General features: G+C 67.8%; 12 protein-coding genes. 4 read left to right on the forward strand and 8 right to left on the reverse strand.

The features are described from left to right. From FGX59_RS30705 to FGX59_RS30740, 8 genes are all read right to left on the reverse strand, one after another. Nucleotides 1–729, reverse strand: a 729-nt coding sequence (locus FGX59_RS30705; protein WP_206078480.1) for a GMC family oxidoreductase, incomplete at its 3' end; no start/stop codon positions are given. 26 nt (nucleotides 730–755) lie between these two features. Continuing rightward, nucleotides 756–2231: an aldehyde dehydrogenase family protein gene (locus tag FGX59_RS30710; RefSeq protein ID WP_171060909.1), complete on the reverse strand. Its 1476-nt coding sequence runs from the start codon at nucleotides 2229–2231 to the stop codon at nucleotides 756–758. Between the two features lie 15 nt (nucleotides 2232–2246). Then, nucleotides 2247–3194: an acetamidase/formamidase family protein gene (locus FGX59_RS30715; RefSeq protein ID WP_138471563.1), complete on the reverse strand. Its 948-nt coding sequence runs from the start codon at nucleotides 3192–3194 to the stop codon at nucleotides 2247–2249. A gap of 3 nt (nucleotides 3195–3197) precedes the next feature. After that, complete coding sequence (locus tag FGX59_RS30720; RefSeq protein ID WP_138471565.1) at nucleotides 3198–4022, reverse strand: carbohydrate ABC transporter permease; 825 nt, start codon at nucleotides 4020–4022, stop codon at nucleotides 3198–3200. Between the two features lie 10 nt (nucleotides 4023–4032). Further along, a complete protein-coding gene (locus FGX59_RS30725; protein ID WP_206078481.1) occupies nucleotides 4033–4965 on the reverse strand; it encodes a carbohydrate ABC transporter permease in 933 nt (310 codons plus the stop codon). A 64-nt stretch (nucleotides 4966–5029) separates the two neighbouring features. Continuing rightward, entirely contained in the window at nucleotides 5030–6427 is a 1398-nt protein-coding gene (locus FGX59_RS30730; protein WP_206078482.1) for an ABC transporter substrate-binding protein, read from the reverse strand. A gap of 61 nt (nucleotides 6428–6488) precedes the next feature. Next, on the reverse strand, nucleotides 6489–7577 hold the full coding sequence (locus FGX59_RS30735) for an ABC transporter ATP-binding protein (protein WP_138471567.1): 1089 nt from the start codon (nucleotides 7575–7577) through the stop codon (nucleotides 6489–6491). Then, nucleotides 7574–8707, reverse strand: a complete 1134-nt coding sequence (locus tag FGX59_RS30740) for an ABC transporter ATP-binding protein (protein WP_138471569.1) — start codon at nucleotides 8705–8707, stop codon at nucleotides 7574–7576. The genes FGX59_RS30735 and FGX59_RS30740 overlap by 4 nt, the downstream gene beginning before the upstream one ends. Before the next feature lie 839 nt (nucleotides 8708–9546). Between FGX59_RS30740 and FGX59_RS30745 the strand changes: the two genes are divergently transcribed. The 4 genes from FGX59_RS30745 (at nucleotide 9547) to FGX59_RS30760 (ending at nucleotide 14475) form a co-directional block, all read left to right on the forward strand. Then, nucleotides 9547–9774 (forward strand): hypothetical protein, encoded by a 228-nt coding sequence (locus FGX59_RS30745; protein WP_138471571.1) that lies wholly within the window; start codon nucleotides 9547–9549, stop codon nucleotides 9772–9774. 863 nt (nucleotides 9775–10637) lie between these two features. Next, nucleotides 10638–11339 carry a gluconate 2-dehydrogenase subunit 3 family protein gene (locus FGX59_RS30750; protein ID WP_138471573.1) on the forward strand — a complete coding sequence of 234 codons (702 nt, stop codon included), beginning with the start codon at nucleotides 10638–10640 and terminating at the stop codon, nucleotides 11337–11339. A gap of 2 nt (nucleotides 11340–11341) precedes the next feature. Then, on the forward strand, nucleotides 11342–13111 hold the full coding sequence (locus tag FGX59_RS30755; protein WP_138471575.1) for a GMC family oxidoreductase: 1770 nt from the start codon (nucleotides 11342–11344) through the stop codon (nucleotides 13109–13111). A gap of 11 nt (nucleotides 13112–13122) precedes the next feature. Next, nucleotides 13123–14475 (forward strand): cytochrome c, encoded by a 1353-nt coding sequence (locus FGX59_RS30760; protein ID WP_138471577.1) that lies wholly within the window; start codon nucleotides 13123–13125, stop codon nucleotides 14473–14475. Nucleotides 14476–14570: the final 95 nt, after the last annotated feature.

The raw sequence follows: 14570 nt of genomic DNA on the forward strand, positions 1-14570 counted from the left end.
GGTCTCGGCGCAGAGCAGGATGTGCAGGTTCGCCCGGCCCATGAAGGGATGCAGGTAGGTCGCCGACATCGACACCCGCTGGTTGCCGTCCTGCACCAGCACATTGGGCAGGCCGCAGCCGCCATCGCCCTCCATCGGCGCGGCGTTGATATCCTCGACGAAGGGGATGCCGATCGCCTCGGCGCCCTTGATCAGGCCCGAGACCAGCGGGATCGGATCGTCGGGCTGCAGGATGTTCAGGAGCCCGCCCTTGCCGCGGCGATGCGGGTCGGGCGCGCCCTGCCAGTCCTCGATCATGCGGTAGATGGCCAGCGTATTCTCGTAGTTCCAGGCCTCCTCGCCCGAGGCGGCGGCCCAGTTCTCGAAGTCGTTCATATGCCCGCGCGCCCAGACCGAGCCGTTGATCGACGAGCCCCCGCCCAGCACCTTGCCCATCGGCAGCACCGGCGTGCGGCCATTGACGCCCGGCGCGGGGGCGGCCTTGTAGCCCCAGTCGCGCGAGGTGCCGATGTTCCACATCCACTGGGTGCTGTCGATCACCTGCGGCACCCGGTCGGAGCCGCCCGCCTCCAGGAGCAGCACATGGACCGACGGGTCCTCGGCGAGCCGCCGGGCGACGACGCTGCCCGAGGTGCCGCCGCCGACGACGATGAAGTCATAGCTCTCGCGGATCGTCTCTGCCGGGGTCTCGCGGTCGGGGGCGAGGTCGAGAGGGCTGTAGCTGTTCATGGGGGATCTCCTGGTCAGAGGGGTCGTCAGAAGGAGAAGGCGCGCTTGCCCATCTGGATCGTGACCCATTTCACCTCGGTCAGCTCCTCCATCGAATAGCGCCCGCCCTCGCGGCCGAAGCCCGAATTCTTGATGCCGCCGAAGGGGACATGCGGCTCGTCGGAGATGGTGCAGTCATTGACATGGACCATGCCCGCCTCCATCCGCATCGAGAAATCCATCGCCTTCTGCATGTCGTTGGTGATGACCGCCGCCGAAAGCCCGTAGCTGGTGTCATTGGCGATCCGCAGCGCCTCCTCGCTGTCCTCCGCCGCGATCAGCGACACGACGGGGCCGAAGGTCTCCTCGTGGTAGATGCGCATCTCGGGGGTGACGCCCTCGAGCACGGTCGGCACATAGGTGCGGCCGTCATGGGTGGCGCCGGTCAGGATGGTGGCGCCCTTCTCCGTCGCGTCCTCGATATGGCCGTCGATGAACTGGCACTGGCGGGCGCGGATCAGCGGGCCGATGACTGTCTCGGGGTCGCGCGGGTCGCCGACCTTGATCCCCTTTGTCTTGGCGACGAACTTCTCCTTGAAGGCCTCGAAGATATCCTTCTCGACGATCACCTTGGAATTCGCCATGCAGACCTGGCCCTGATGCAGGAAGACGCCCCAGGCGGCGGCGTCGACGGCATAGTCGATATCGGCGTCCTTCAGCACGACGAGCGGGCTTTTCCCGCCCATCTCCAGCGTGAACTTCTTCAGGTTCTTCGCCGCCTCGACCGCCAGATGGCGGCCGGTCTTCGTCGAGCCGGTGAAGGTCACCATCTTGACCCGCGGATCGGCCATCAGCCGGTCGCCGACCTCGGCAGGCACGCCCGGAATGACGTTCAGCACGCCCGCGGGCAGTCCGGCCTCGGCGCAGAGATCGGCCATGACCGCGCCCGAGACCGGGGTTTCCTCCGACGGTTTCAGGATGAAGCTGTTGCCGGCGGCGATCGCGTAGACGATCTTCTTCATCGACAGCAGGAAGGGCGAGTTGAAGGGCGCGATCCCGGCGATCACGCCCAAGGGACGGCGCACCGACATGCCGATCTGGCCCGGCATGCTCATCGGCATGGTCTCGCCCATCACGTGGCGCACGTCGCCGGCCGCGGCGCGGATGCAGTCCTGGACGTATTCGATCTCCCACAGCGCCTTGCCGTAGACCGAGCCGCATTCCTCGATCAGGAGCTCCTGGATCTCCTTCGTGCGGTCGGAGATCACCTCGTTCATGCGGCCGAGCATGATCTCGCGCTCGGCGACCATCGTCGCGCCCCAGGCCCTGGCCGCGCGGTCCGACGACGCGATCGCCTCGTCGATCTCGGTGGCGCCTGCCTGGTAGCAGCGGGCGAAGACCTCGCCATTGGCGGGGTTGATGCAGTCGAGAAGCGTGTTGCGCGAGGAGGCGCGCCACTGCCCGTCGATGAAGAGCTTGTAGTGCTTCAGCCCGTCGATCTCGTCATAGCTCTGCGGGTTCATGTGTCTTCCCTCGTCTCAGTCGCGTCCGAGTGCCGATTTCGGCAGGACGCAGTGGATGCCCTTGTTGCCGTCGACCAGCTGCGTGACGCGCATGTCGGCGGCGAGCGAGCAGAGCGTGTAGGCATCGCCCCGCTGCATCGCGTGGTCGGCTTCGAGCCAGTCGATCATCAGCCGCAGCGCGGTCTTCGCCGCGTCGTCGAGATCGGGGTCGAAGGCCATGGTCATAAGCCAGTCGGCGTGTTCGGCGCGCGGCAGGCCGAGGCGCATGTCCTTGCGCAGATGGAATTCGAAAGTGCCGGTCATGCAGGTTTCGAGCGCGGTCAGACAGACCTCGCCATCGCCCTGCACGCCATGCCCGTCGCCCACCGAGAAGAGCGCGCCCTCGTTCCAGACCGGCAGGTAGAGCGTGACGCCGGCCTTCAGCTCCTTGTTGTCCATGTTGCCGCCATGCTCGCGCGGCTCGGCGGTGCTGATCCTGCCATAGGAGGCCGGCGGCGCCACGCCGAGGATGCCGAAGAACGGGTCCAGAGGCAGCGTCTTGCCCCAGGTCGTCTTCACCGTCTTCGCGTCGAGGTCGATCGGCATGTGCAGCAGACGCCGCTCGGGGAAATCCTCGGGCAGCGTGCCGAGGAGCGGCTCGACCACGTTCCAGCCCCAGCTGGCGCGCAGCTCGCAGGCGAGGATGCGGACCTCCAGCACGTCGCCGCGTTCGGCGCCGTTGACCCAGACCGGGCCGGTCAGGAAATGCGGGCCGCGGCCGCGCGGGCACTGCGCATGGACGTCGAGATGGCCGGGCAGGATCTCCCAGCCTTCGCCCTCGGGCGGCATGTCCTCGGGTTCGCCCGAGAGCGTCTCGAAGGTGACGATGTCGCCGCTGTCGATGGCCAGCACCGCCTCGCGGGCGGCGTCGAAGCTGCCCCAGGCGACGGTCTCGGGCGTGGCGGGCAGGAAGTGTTGCGCCATGGTTCAGCCTTTCACCGCGCCCATGGTCAGGCCGCGGACGATGTGTTTCTGCAGGAAGAAGACCACCACCATCACCGGCAGCGTGCCGACCATGCCGATGATCGCCATCTCGCCCCAGCGGACGCCCTGCGTGGTGATGAGCGAGGGAATGCCAACGGGCAGCGTCTTGACGTTCTGACCGCCAAGGAGGAACGCGTACATGAATTCGTTCCAGGCGAAGATGAAGCACAGGACCGCGGTCGCGGTGATCCCCGGGCGCAGAAGCGGCAACAGCACCTTCACGAAGGCCTGGGCGCGGGAATAGCCCTCGACCCGCGCGGCCTCCTCCAGCTCCAGCGGCAGGTCGCGGCAGAAGCTCGACAGGACCCAGACATAGAAGCTGAGATTGAACGTCAGATAGGCGATGACGAGGCCCAGATAGGTGTCGAGCAGGTCGAATTTCGCGTAGATCAGGTAGTAGGGGATGACGAGGCAGACCGGCGGCGCCATCCTTGTGGCCAGCACGAAGAGGAACAGGTCGTCACGGAACTTCATGTCCCGGTAGCGGGCGAAAGCATAGGCGGCGGGCGTGCCGATGATCACGACCAGCGCCGTGGAGGCGCCGGAGACGATCAGCGAATTGACCAGATAATGGTGGTAGCCGTTCTCGATCATGTAGCCGAAATGCTCGAAGGTCGGCCGGAACAGCCAGACCGTCGGGCGGGCGAACATCTCGGCCTCGGATTTGAAGGCATAGCTCCACATCCAGAAGACCGGGAAGAGGATCAGCGCCGCATAGGCGACGGAGAGCGTGGTGAAGATCAGGCTGTTGGCGCGGGACTTGTGCATGGGGCGCCTCTCAGAACACGTTCAGCCGCCGCTTGGCGATCTGGTAGAAGACGTTGCAGAAGACGAAGAAGACCAGCCAGATCACCACGGCCAGCGCCGAGGCGGTGCCGATCTCCCAGAAATCGAAGGTGTACTTGTAGCCCAGCACCGAGGGGCTTTCCGTGGTGATGCCGGGGCCGCCATTCGTGAGGATGTAGATCGTGTCATAGACCTTGAAGGCGTCGATGGTGCGGATCAGCCCGATCACGACCAGCAGCGGCGCCAGCATCGGCAGGGTCAGGCGGAAGAAGATCTGCACCGGATTGGCGCCGTCGACCTGCGCCGCCCAGAACGGGTTGGCGGGCAGCGCCTGCATGCCGGCGAAGAAGGTCAGCACCATGAAGGGCGTCCATTCCCAGATATCGACGAAGATCAGCCCGTAGAGCGCCAGATCCGGCGAGGCGAAGACCGAGCTGCCCGACAGGATCCCGAAGCGCTCGAGGATGTTGTAGCTGAAGAAGCCCCAGCTGCCGGCCAGCATGGTCTTCCACACCAGCCCGACGATGATCGGCGCCATCATTGAGGGGATGAAGAGGAACGGGATCAGCACCGAGCGGAACTTGATCCTCTGCGACAGCACCAGCGCGCCGATCAGCCCCAGCATGAACTCGATGGGCACGGCGATGGCGACGAAGAGCCCCGCGACCTTCATCGAGTTCCAGAAGCGCGGATCGGTCAGCAGCTTCTCGAAATTGGCGAAGCCCGCGAAGGCGCCGATCTGGCCGTAGCGCGCCTCGTGCAGGCTGATCCAGCCCATGTAGAGGAAGGGCACCAGCGCCACGACCGTCAGCGTCAGCATGGTCGGCGCGATCAGCGCATAGGGGTACCAGCGGCTCTCGCGGTGATAGCTCTCCCCGGCGGCCGGTCGGTCGGCAGCGGCGGGTGCGGCGGAAATCTCGGTCATGGCTCCCTGCCCGGCATGGGATGGAAAGGGACGGCGCGGGGGCGCGCCGTCCGGGGTCGTCGGATCACTTCAGGATGCAGGGATCGCAGATCGCGGTGACTTCGGATTGCAGCGCGGCGGCGGCCTCTTCGGCCGTGGCCTGGCCGAGGCCCACCTGCTGGAAGATCCGGTTCATCACGTCCGAGATCTGGAACCAGCGCGGCGCCTTCGGGGTCGCCTCGACGCCCGCCAGGCTGGCCTTCATCGCGTCATAGAGCCCGTTGAGCTGGTTGCCCTCGGTCATCAGCTCCGCCCAGGAGCTGTCGCGCACCGGCACGCCGACGCCGGAGGACAGCAGCTCCGCCTGGGTCTTCTTCTCCGCCGCCCATTGCAGGAAGAGGTAGGTCGCCTCGGGGTTCTTCGAATGCGTCGAGATGAAATAGCCCGAGGGCTCGCCCGCCGCATGGTACTCGTCCCCGTCGGCATAGACCGGGGTCGGGCCGTAGACGAATTCCCCGTGAAGTGCCGAGGCGCCTTCGCGGTCGATGCCCAGCACGAAGTCGGAATAGGCGATGGACTGCGCGGCGATGCCGTTGCCCATCACGGTCGGCACGTCGATCAGCGAGTATTCCGCCTGGCCCGGAGGCGAGAACTGCCACAGGTCGCCCCAGGTCTCGAGCCCCTTGATGACCGCCGGGCTGTCGAAGGTCGGGTGGCCGTCGGCATCGAAGATGTCGCCGCCTGCGTTCTTGATGAAGACCTGCCAGACCGGGACATAGGTGCCGCCGCCATTCATGCCTTCCATGACGATGCCGTAGAAATCGCTGTCCAGCGTCTCGCCCGCCAGGGTCTCGCCCGACTTGCGGGTGAAGAACTCGGCGATGTCATGCAGCTGGTCGAAGGTCTCGGCCGGGGCCAGCGGATAGCCGTATTCCGCCTCGAAGGCCTCCATCTCGCCCGGATCGCTCAGCAGGTCGTTCCGCGCCCAGTAGACCATGTTGTAGTTCCAGTTGAGGAACGAGTACTGCTTGCCATCCAGGAAGGCGAGGCTGGAGAAGGCCGGGTCGATCAGGTCGTCCTGCGCGAAATCCGGATCGGTCAGCGCGGCATCGGCAAGGAAGCCGTCGATCGGCATCAGCACGCCCGCATCCATCAAAAGCCCGACCTGCAGGCTGTGCGCCATGACCGCGTCGTATTCGCCGCGCCCCGACAGCATGTCCGCCTGGCCGCGGTTGATCACCTCGAAATGGTTCAGCAGCTGGTAGTTGACCTTGATGCCGGTGAGCTTCTCGAATTCCGGCACGATCTCGGCGAACTGCTCCTGCAGGGGCGTCACCTCGTCGAGAATGCTGATCTGCGTGCCCGCATAGGGCGCGGCAGCCTCCTCGTAGCTCCAGGCCGAGGCCTGCGTGGCAGCGGCAAGGGCAAGGGCGCTCAGCCCCGCAGCAGATAGGGTCTTCCGTCGAAGCAGCATCGCAGCCATGATTTGCGTTTCCCTGTTCCTGTTGGAGTCATTTGTTTTTTTGTTGTCTGCCGGGGGCGCCTCACAGCGCCCTCCGGGTCGTTCCGTCAAAGAGCACCAGCCCGGCCGGGTCGATGCCGACGCCGATTTCCTGATTGGCCTCGAACCGGTCGAGCCGCGGCGTCTTCAGCCGCAGCATCGTGTCCTCGAGCATCGCGGTGATGATCGCGTGCTTGCCGAAGGGCTCCCAGGCATAGACGCGCAGCGACGCATCCGCGCCGCCGACCCGCATCGCCGAGGGCCGCAGCCCCAGCACCACGTCGCGGGCGCCGCCCGGCAGGCGCGCGGCCAGCCTGTCCGGCAGCGCCAGGTCGATGCCCTTGCCGCGGAACCCGGCCATGCCGCCCTCGCGCGCTTCCAGCCGCCCCTCGATCAGGTTCATCGCCGGGTCGCCGACCAGCCGCGCGACCTCGGTCGTGGCCGGGCTGAAATAGATCTCCTCGGGCGTGCCGAATTGCACGATCTTCCCGCCGATCATCACCGCCACGCGATCGGCGACCGACAGCGCCTCCATCGCGTCCGGCGTCGACCAGAGCGTCGGCACGGCGAGCCCGGTCTGACGGCGGCGGATCCAGCCGCGCAGCTCGTTCCTCAGCTTGGCATCCAGATGCGAGATCGGCTCGTCGAGCAGATAGACCGCGGCGTCCTGCACCAGGCAGCGGCAGAGCGCGACGCGCTGCTTCTGCCCGCCCGAGAGCGCGCCGGGCTTGCGGTCCCCCAGATGGCCGATCTGCGCGACATCGAGCAGCGCCTGCACCCGCCGCGCCAGCTCGTCCCGCCCGAGCTTCGGCTTGCCCGGCGCCAGCAGCGGGAAGGCGACGTTCTGCGCGACGCTCAGATGCGAATAGAGCGCGTAGGATTCGAACATGTGGGCGACGCCGCGGGCCTGCACCGGCAGCGATGACAGCCCCCGCCCGCCCAGCGAGATCCGCCCGGCATCGGGGCGCTCGAGCCCGCTGACCATCCGGCAGGCCGTGCTCTTGCCGGTGCCCGAGGGACCGGTCAGCGCGACGATCTCGCCGGGGCGGATGTCGAGATCGAGCGGGCCGAGCCCGGCCTCCGCCGAGAAGCGCCGGGCCAGGCCCGACAGGATCAGTCCGTCATGGCTCATGCCGCCGCCTCCTGCGCGGGGACGTCCGTTTCCAGATTGCGCCCGGTCGCCGCATCGAAGAGGCTCAGCCGCGATCCGTCGAAGCCCAGCCGCACCCGGTCGCCCTCGCGCAGCGGGCTCGGCCCCGGCACATCGGCCGAGACATGGATCTCGGCCCCGTCCGGCCCGGCCGCGTCGAGCGACACCAGAAGCACGTCGGTATCGCCGCGATGCTCGCGGAAGCGCACCTCGCCCGGCATTACGGCCCAGCCCTCGGCGGCGCCGCCCTCCACGAGATGCAGCGCCTCGGGCCGCAGCCCGGCCGCCACCGGCCCGGCCCGCAGCCCCCCATGGCGCGGCCCCAGCGGCAGGCGCCAGCCGGGCCCCGAAAGGACCGGCCCGGCCGGCCCCTGCTCCAGAGCGGCGGCAAGCAGGTTCATCGGCGGCTCGCCGATGAACTGCGCCACGAAGGTATTCGCCGGGCGGTCGTAGAGCTCCTGCGGGCTGCCGACCTGCTGCAGCTCGCCTGCATTCATCACCGCGATCACGTCGCACATGGCGATCGCCTCGGTCTGGTCATGCGTCACCAGGATCGAGGTCAGGCCCTGCAGCTGCTGCAGCCGCTTGATCTCGGTCCGCAGCTCGACCTTCTGGTCGGCATCGAGATGGCTCAGCGGCTCGTCGAAGACGATCACCTCGGGGTTCCGGACCAGCGCGCGGCCGATCGAGACCCGCTGCTGCGCCCCGCCCGAGAGCTTGCGCACCTTCTCGCCCGCGATACCGTCGAGCCGCAGGAGCTTCAGGATCGCGCCGACCTTGCCCGCGACCTCGGCCTTCGGCGTGCCGCGGACCCGCAGCGGGAAGGCGATGTTCTCGAAGACCGAGAGATGCGCGTAGAGCGCGTAATCCTCGAAGACCATGGCGATGTTGCGCGCGCCGGGCGGCAGGGCCTGGACTTCGCGGCCCGAGAACAGGATGCGCCCCGCGCTCGGCGCCTCGATCCCGGCGATCATCTTCAGCGTCGTCGACTTGCCGCAGCCCGACGGCCCGAGCAGGCCCAGCATCTGTCCCGTCGGGCAGAAGAGGTCCATCCCGCGCACCGCCTCCACCCCGCCATAGCTCTTGGCCAGGCCCTCGAGGGAGATACTCATCGTCCGTCCAGCCGGAGTCCGGCTGCTGCCCGGAGCCGCTGCAGGTCGCTGTCCATCTGGCCCACCTTCGCATGTCTCAGTGGCATGGAGGCTAGCAGCGGGAAAACGACCTGTACATACAATCAGCATACCAATTAATTATCACGAGCCAACAGAAAACGCGGATATTTGATGCATCTTGAGAACTCTGGCGGCGAATGATCCACCCGTTTAGCCCAATGCAGGCAGGAGAATAGCGCAGGCCGCGCACGGACCCCGCGCCATCCTCCGGACATCTCCGCGCGCCCGAAGGCATTCATCAGCATACGCCATAGGTGGCTTGCCGGCTCAGGCAGCATCCCGCCCGGAATAGCCGGAAGGCGGCCGCCACTGAAGATGCCGGACCCTCGGGCCTTGCCCGGGACCGGACCCTCCGGCAGCGTCCGGAACGCCCCCCGGACGAACCGCCGCCAAGCAAGGCGCGGGCCCCAATCACTGCGGGGCCGCTCTGCCCTGCCCCGCGGGAGCGTCCTCCACCGGGCGGCTTCGGGCCGGCCGGCACCGGCATCGCGGAGTCTGGATACGCGGCCCTGGACATGCACCCGCGCCCGCTCCCGGAAGGCGCCGCCCGCGGACGGGCACGGCCGGATCTCCGCCCGCCCAGCATCTCGGCTGGCAGGGCAAGAACCTTTTGCGGGACCTCCCCGCGCAAAGCCCCGCCCCGGATCGCCGCGCCTCGGCCGAGCCTGCCTCTGCAAGGCGTCCTGGCGCAGCCAAGACCGGCCCCTGCCCGGCCGACTATGCAGGTCCAGGCGGGATCGCGGCCCCAGAGCGCTCGCAGCGCCATTGCTGACAGGTCCATGCCCGAGGACCTATCCGGTATCGCACCGTCCTGCTGGCCGGGTCGGACACGGCTGGTCTGCGGATACGGCCACGCGGTCGACACCGAAAAGGTCTTCCTGTTCGCCAATCATAAGGAGGGCCAGTCGCCCTATGCGGTGACGGCCGCGCCGAAGGAGGTCCGCGACACGGCCGGGGCGGCGGGCCAGGGCTGTGTCGCCGGCATTGCGCCATCGCGAAGGCGGTGAAGCAGGGCTGGTCGTTGCTGTGGCGATCGAGCAGTTCGGCCTGGAACCCGTCCTCAGTGAGGCCGAGGATGCCGTCTCCGGCGGCTGGATGGCGGAAGCTCATCGGGTACTCCGTGCGGTTGCCGGACGCCGCCCCGCCGCCGCGGCGGAAAGCGCGCCCTGCGGACAGGGTCAGGCGCGGCTTCCCCATGAAGACGGCCGGCGGCGGGAGGGGGGCGTTGCGGTTGTCAGCCGGGGCCGGCCATGGCGGAAGGGCCGCAGCGGATCGGACCGTGCCGAAAGCAACAGGCCGCGAGGCCCGGCCCCGGGGCTGCCCGCCGGTCGGGGCGGCGCCTGCCGGGCAGCACGGGGCATGCAGCCGAGCCTGACGCGCCGCCGGCGGACATCCCGCCAAGCGGTTGCCAGGCCCTGCGACGGCGACCCCGCCCAGAGAGTGGAGGCCCGCAGGGCGCTGCGCGCCGGTTCCGGCGCAATGCCGGCGGGCCACGCCGCGCCCGAAGGGACGGACTGTGCGGGGCGCGCGCGATCCGGCGGGCCCGTCCCGCCCGCGGCGGCAGCGCCGCAAGCGCGGCCATGGCCGGAATTGATGTGGCTAAATGAGCAATCGGCTGTGCATGAATGAACGGAAGTTTCATTTTCGCACATGCCCCGGCGGGACAAATATACTTCAAGAAACTGAAATCACGCCATAATCCCGCCGGGCAGACCCCTTGGCCAGGTGAGAGGCCCGCGCACCGGATATCCGCCGCGGAGCTGCGAGACGGACCCTGCGGAATGTGCGGTTGCATCACGGCATGCAACGGCATACGCGTGCGGAGCAGTTGTATGCATACACATGTTCCACCCGAAAGGCAGGACATTCCATGACCGACATTCCCGGACTTCCGAGCCGCCGGAGCTTCCTCAAGGGCTCTGCGGCCGGGGTCGCCCTCACCGGGCTCGCCCTCTCCGCTGCCGAAGCCGAGGCCGCGCCGCCGGTGCCGCTGGACCAGTACGAGCGCGAATACCTCACCGCAGACGAATGGGCCTTCGTCATGGCCGCGACCGCGCGGCTGATCCCCTCCGACGGCGACGGCCCCGGCGCCATCGAGGCGCGCGTGCCCGTCTTCATCGACCGCCAGCTGGCGGGCGACTACGGCCGCGCCGACGACTGGTACATGGAGGGCCCGCATGACGCCTCCGCCGCGCCCGCGCGCGGCTGGCAGACGCCGCTGAGCCCGGCCGAAGTCTACCGCCAGGGCATCCCGGCCTTCGACGCCTGGTGCGAGACCACCTATGGCGCCGCGTTCGCCGCGCTCGACGCGGACCGGCAGGACGAGGCGCTGGCCGCGCTGCAGAAGGGCGAACCCGGGCTCGACCCCGAGCTGCGCGACTTCTTCACGATCCTGCTGGCCAATACCAAGGAAGGCTATTTTGCCGACCCGCTCTATGGCGGCAATCACGGCATGCAGGCCTGGGTCTATATCGGCTTCCCCGGCGCCCGCGCGGCCTATCGCGAATGGCCCGAGCGCCACAATATCGAGTACCCGCTGGGTCCGGTCTCCATCAGCGGCGAAAGGGCCTGAACATGGCACGCCAGGAACAGAAGAAAGACGTCGTCATCGTCGGCCTCGGCTGGACCGGCTCGATCGCCGGGATCGAGCTGGCGCGCGAAGGGCTCGACATCGTCGCGCTGGAGCGCGGCCATGACCAGGCCACGGTGCCGGACTTCAAGTATCCCAACCAGATCGACGAGCTGAAATACGGCGTCCGGCTGAAGATGATGCAGAAGCCGTCGCAGCAGACGCTGACCGTGCGGCGCAATGGCGGCGAGACCGCCCTGCCCTATCGCAGCCTCGGCTCCTTCCTGCCGGGCAACGGCGTCGGCGGCGCGGGCACCCACTGGAACGGCCTCAACTGGCGTCCGCAGCCCGAAGAGATGAAGCTGCGCAGCTACGTCACCGAGACCTGGGGCGAGGAGATCATCCCCGAGGGGATGAATCTGGGCGACTACCCGGTCAGCTATGACGAGCTGGAGCCGTATTTCACCCATTTCGAGAAGGTCGCGGGCATCTCCGGCAAGGCCGGGAACGTCAATGGCGAGATCCGCGAGGGCGGCAACCCGTTCGAGGGCTGGCGCTCGGAAGACTACCCGATGCCCCAGCAGAAGCGGACCTGGGACAGCCAGAAGTTCCACGATGCCTGCACCGCCGCCGGATACCACCCGTTCCAGGCGCCGGCCGGGATCGCCTCGACCGCCTACGTCAACCCCTACGGAATGCAGATGGGGCCGTGCAACTACTGCGGCTTCTGCGAGCGCTACGGCTGCTACCAGTACTCGAAATCCTCGCCGCAGACCGCGATCCTCGACGCGCTGAAGCGGATGCCGAATTTCGAGTACCGCACCCAGTCCGAGGTGCTGCGCGTCGAGCTGGCCGAGGACGGCAAGACCGCGACCGGCGTCACCTACTGGGACGAGGCCGCGCAGGAAGAGGTGTTCCAGCCCGCGGACATCGTCATCCTGTCCAGTTTCTCGCTGAACAACGTCCACCTGATGCTGCTCTCGGGGCTGGGCGAGGCCTATGACCCGCTGACCGGCACCGGCACGCTGGGCAAGAACTACGCCTACCAGATGAATGGCGGCGTCACGATGTTCTTCGAGGACGACCATTTCAACCCCTTCGTCGGCCATGGCGCCAACGGCGTGTGCATCGACGATTTCTCGGTGAACCAGAACGACTTCGGCGCGCTCGGCTTCATCGGCGGCTCCTACTGGCGCTCGGGCACGTTCAACGGCCAGCCGATCCGCAACATGCCGCTGCCCAAGGGCACGCCGAGCTGGGGCGCGGGCTGGAAGGACGGCATCGGCAAGTGGTACGGTCACGCGATGTCGATCGGCTCGCACGGCTCGCACATGTCCTATGCGAACAACCATCTGGACCTCGATCCGACCTACACGGACCGCCACGGGCGGCCGATGATGCGGATGACGTTCAACTGGCAGGACAACGACCTGCGGATGAACCAGTACCAGAAGTCGCGGATGGAACCGCTGGCGCAGTCGATGAACCCCGACCTGATGCAGTCGAGCTTCAAGGATATCGGCGCGCAATACGACGTGCGACCCTACCAGACCACGCACAATACCGGCGGCCACATCATGTCCGAGACGGCCTCCGAGGGCGCGGTCAACCGCTACTGCCAGACCTGGAAGGCGCATAACGTCTTCGCCATGGGCGCGGGCAACTTCGTGCAGAACACCCAGTACAACCCGACCGGCCTGGTCGGCGGCCTGGCCTACTGGACGGTGAACGCGATCCGCACCCAGTACCTGTCCAATCCGCGTCCGCTGGTCTGAGGAGACAGAGCATGACCAAGCTTCTCAGAATCCTCGCGGCCCTCGTCGTGCTGGGCGTCGTGGCGCTCTTGGCCTTCATCTTCGTGCCGGTCCAGCGCACCCAGCCTGCCACCGAACTGGCGGCGGACTGGCAACCCGAACCGGGCCAGGGCAAATACGTGATGGATGCCGGCGACTGCGTCGCCTGCCACACCGCGCCGGACGGCGAAGAGCTGGCCGGCGGCCGTGCCATCGCCAGCCCGATGGGCACGATCTGGTCCACCAACATCACCCCCGACCCCGAGACCGGGATCGGCGGCTGGTCCTTCGAAGACTTCCGCGCGGCGATGATCGACGGGGTGGCGCCGGACGGCACGCATCTCTATCCGGCGATGCCCTACGAGAACTACCGGATGATGACCGAGGAGGACCTGCGCGCCCTCTACGACCATCTCATGACCGAGGTGGCGCCGGTGCGGAACGCGGTCGAGGAAACCTCGCTCGACTTCCCGTTCAACCTGCGCTTCGGCATCCGCGCCTGGAACTGGCTGGCGCTGGACAAGGGCCCCGGCTTCGTCCCGGCTGGCGCGTCGGAGACCGAGGATCGCGGCCAGTACCTAGTCGAGGGCCCCGGCCACTGCGCCGCCTGCCACAGCCCGCGCAACGCCTTCATGGCGCAGGACGGCAAGACGGCCGGTGACGCGAACTTCCTCGCGGGCGGCACGATCGACGGCTGGAGCGCCCCGGCGCTGCATGGCGAGGGCTCCTCGCTGCGGGACTGGAGCACGGCCGAGATGGCCGCCTATCTGGCCACGGGCCGCAACGTCCATTCCGCCGCCAATGGCGAGATGGGGCTGGTGGTGGAGCATTCGCTGCAGCACCTGAGCGACGCCGACAACATCGCGATGGCCGCCTTCCTGAAGGGGCTCGACGGCGATGCCGGCGAGATCCCCGCGACGCTGGCCTCGAATGCCGGGCCGATGCCCGATGCTCCGGCCGATGCCGCGGGCAAGGCGACCGCCGAGATGCTGACCGAGGCGCAGCCCGGCATGCCCGAAGGCGCGCGGCTCTATCTCGACAACTGCTCGGCCTGCCATTTCGTCACCGGCAAGGGCGCGCCCGAGATCTTCCCCGAGCTCCAGGGCAATTCGCTGGTGACCGCGGCGAAGACCAAGCCGCTGATCTCGGTGATCCTGAACGGCGCCGACGTGCCCTCCACCGCCAAGCGGCCGATGCATCTGGTGATGCAGGGCTATGCCGACCGGCTGTCGGACGACGAGGTCGCCGAGCTGGCGAGCTTCCTGCGCGGCGCCTGGGGCAATGACGCACCGGCGGTCAGCGCCGCGGATGTCGCCACGGTCCGGGCTGAGGCGGCAACGCACTGACGGTCCTGCAGCAGACATGAAAACCAGGACGGGGCCCGTTGCGCGGGCCCCTTTCTTTTTCCGGCGCCGCAAGACAGGCGCGCAGCCATCGCCGC

The sequence above is a fragment of the Poseidonocella sp. HB161398 genome, from assembly GCF_005870025.1.
Classification (GTDB): domain Bacteria; phylum Pseudomonadota; class Alphaproteobacteria; order Rhodobacterales; family Rhodobacteraceae; genus Mangrovicoccus.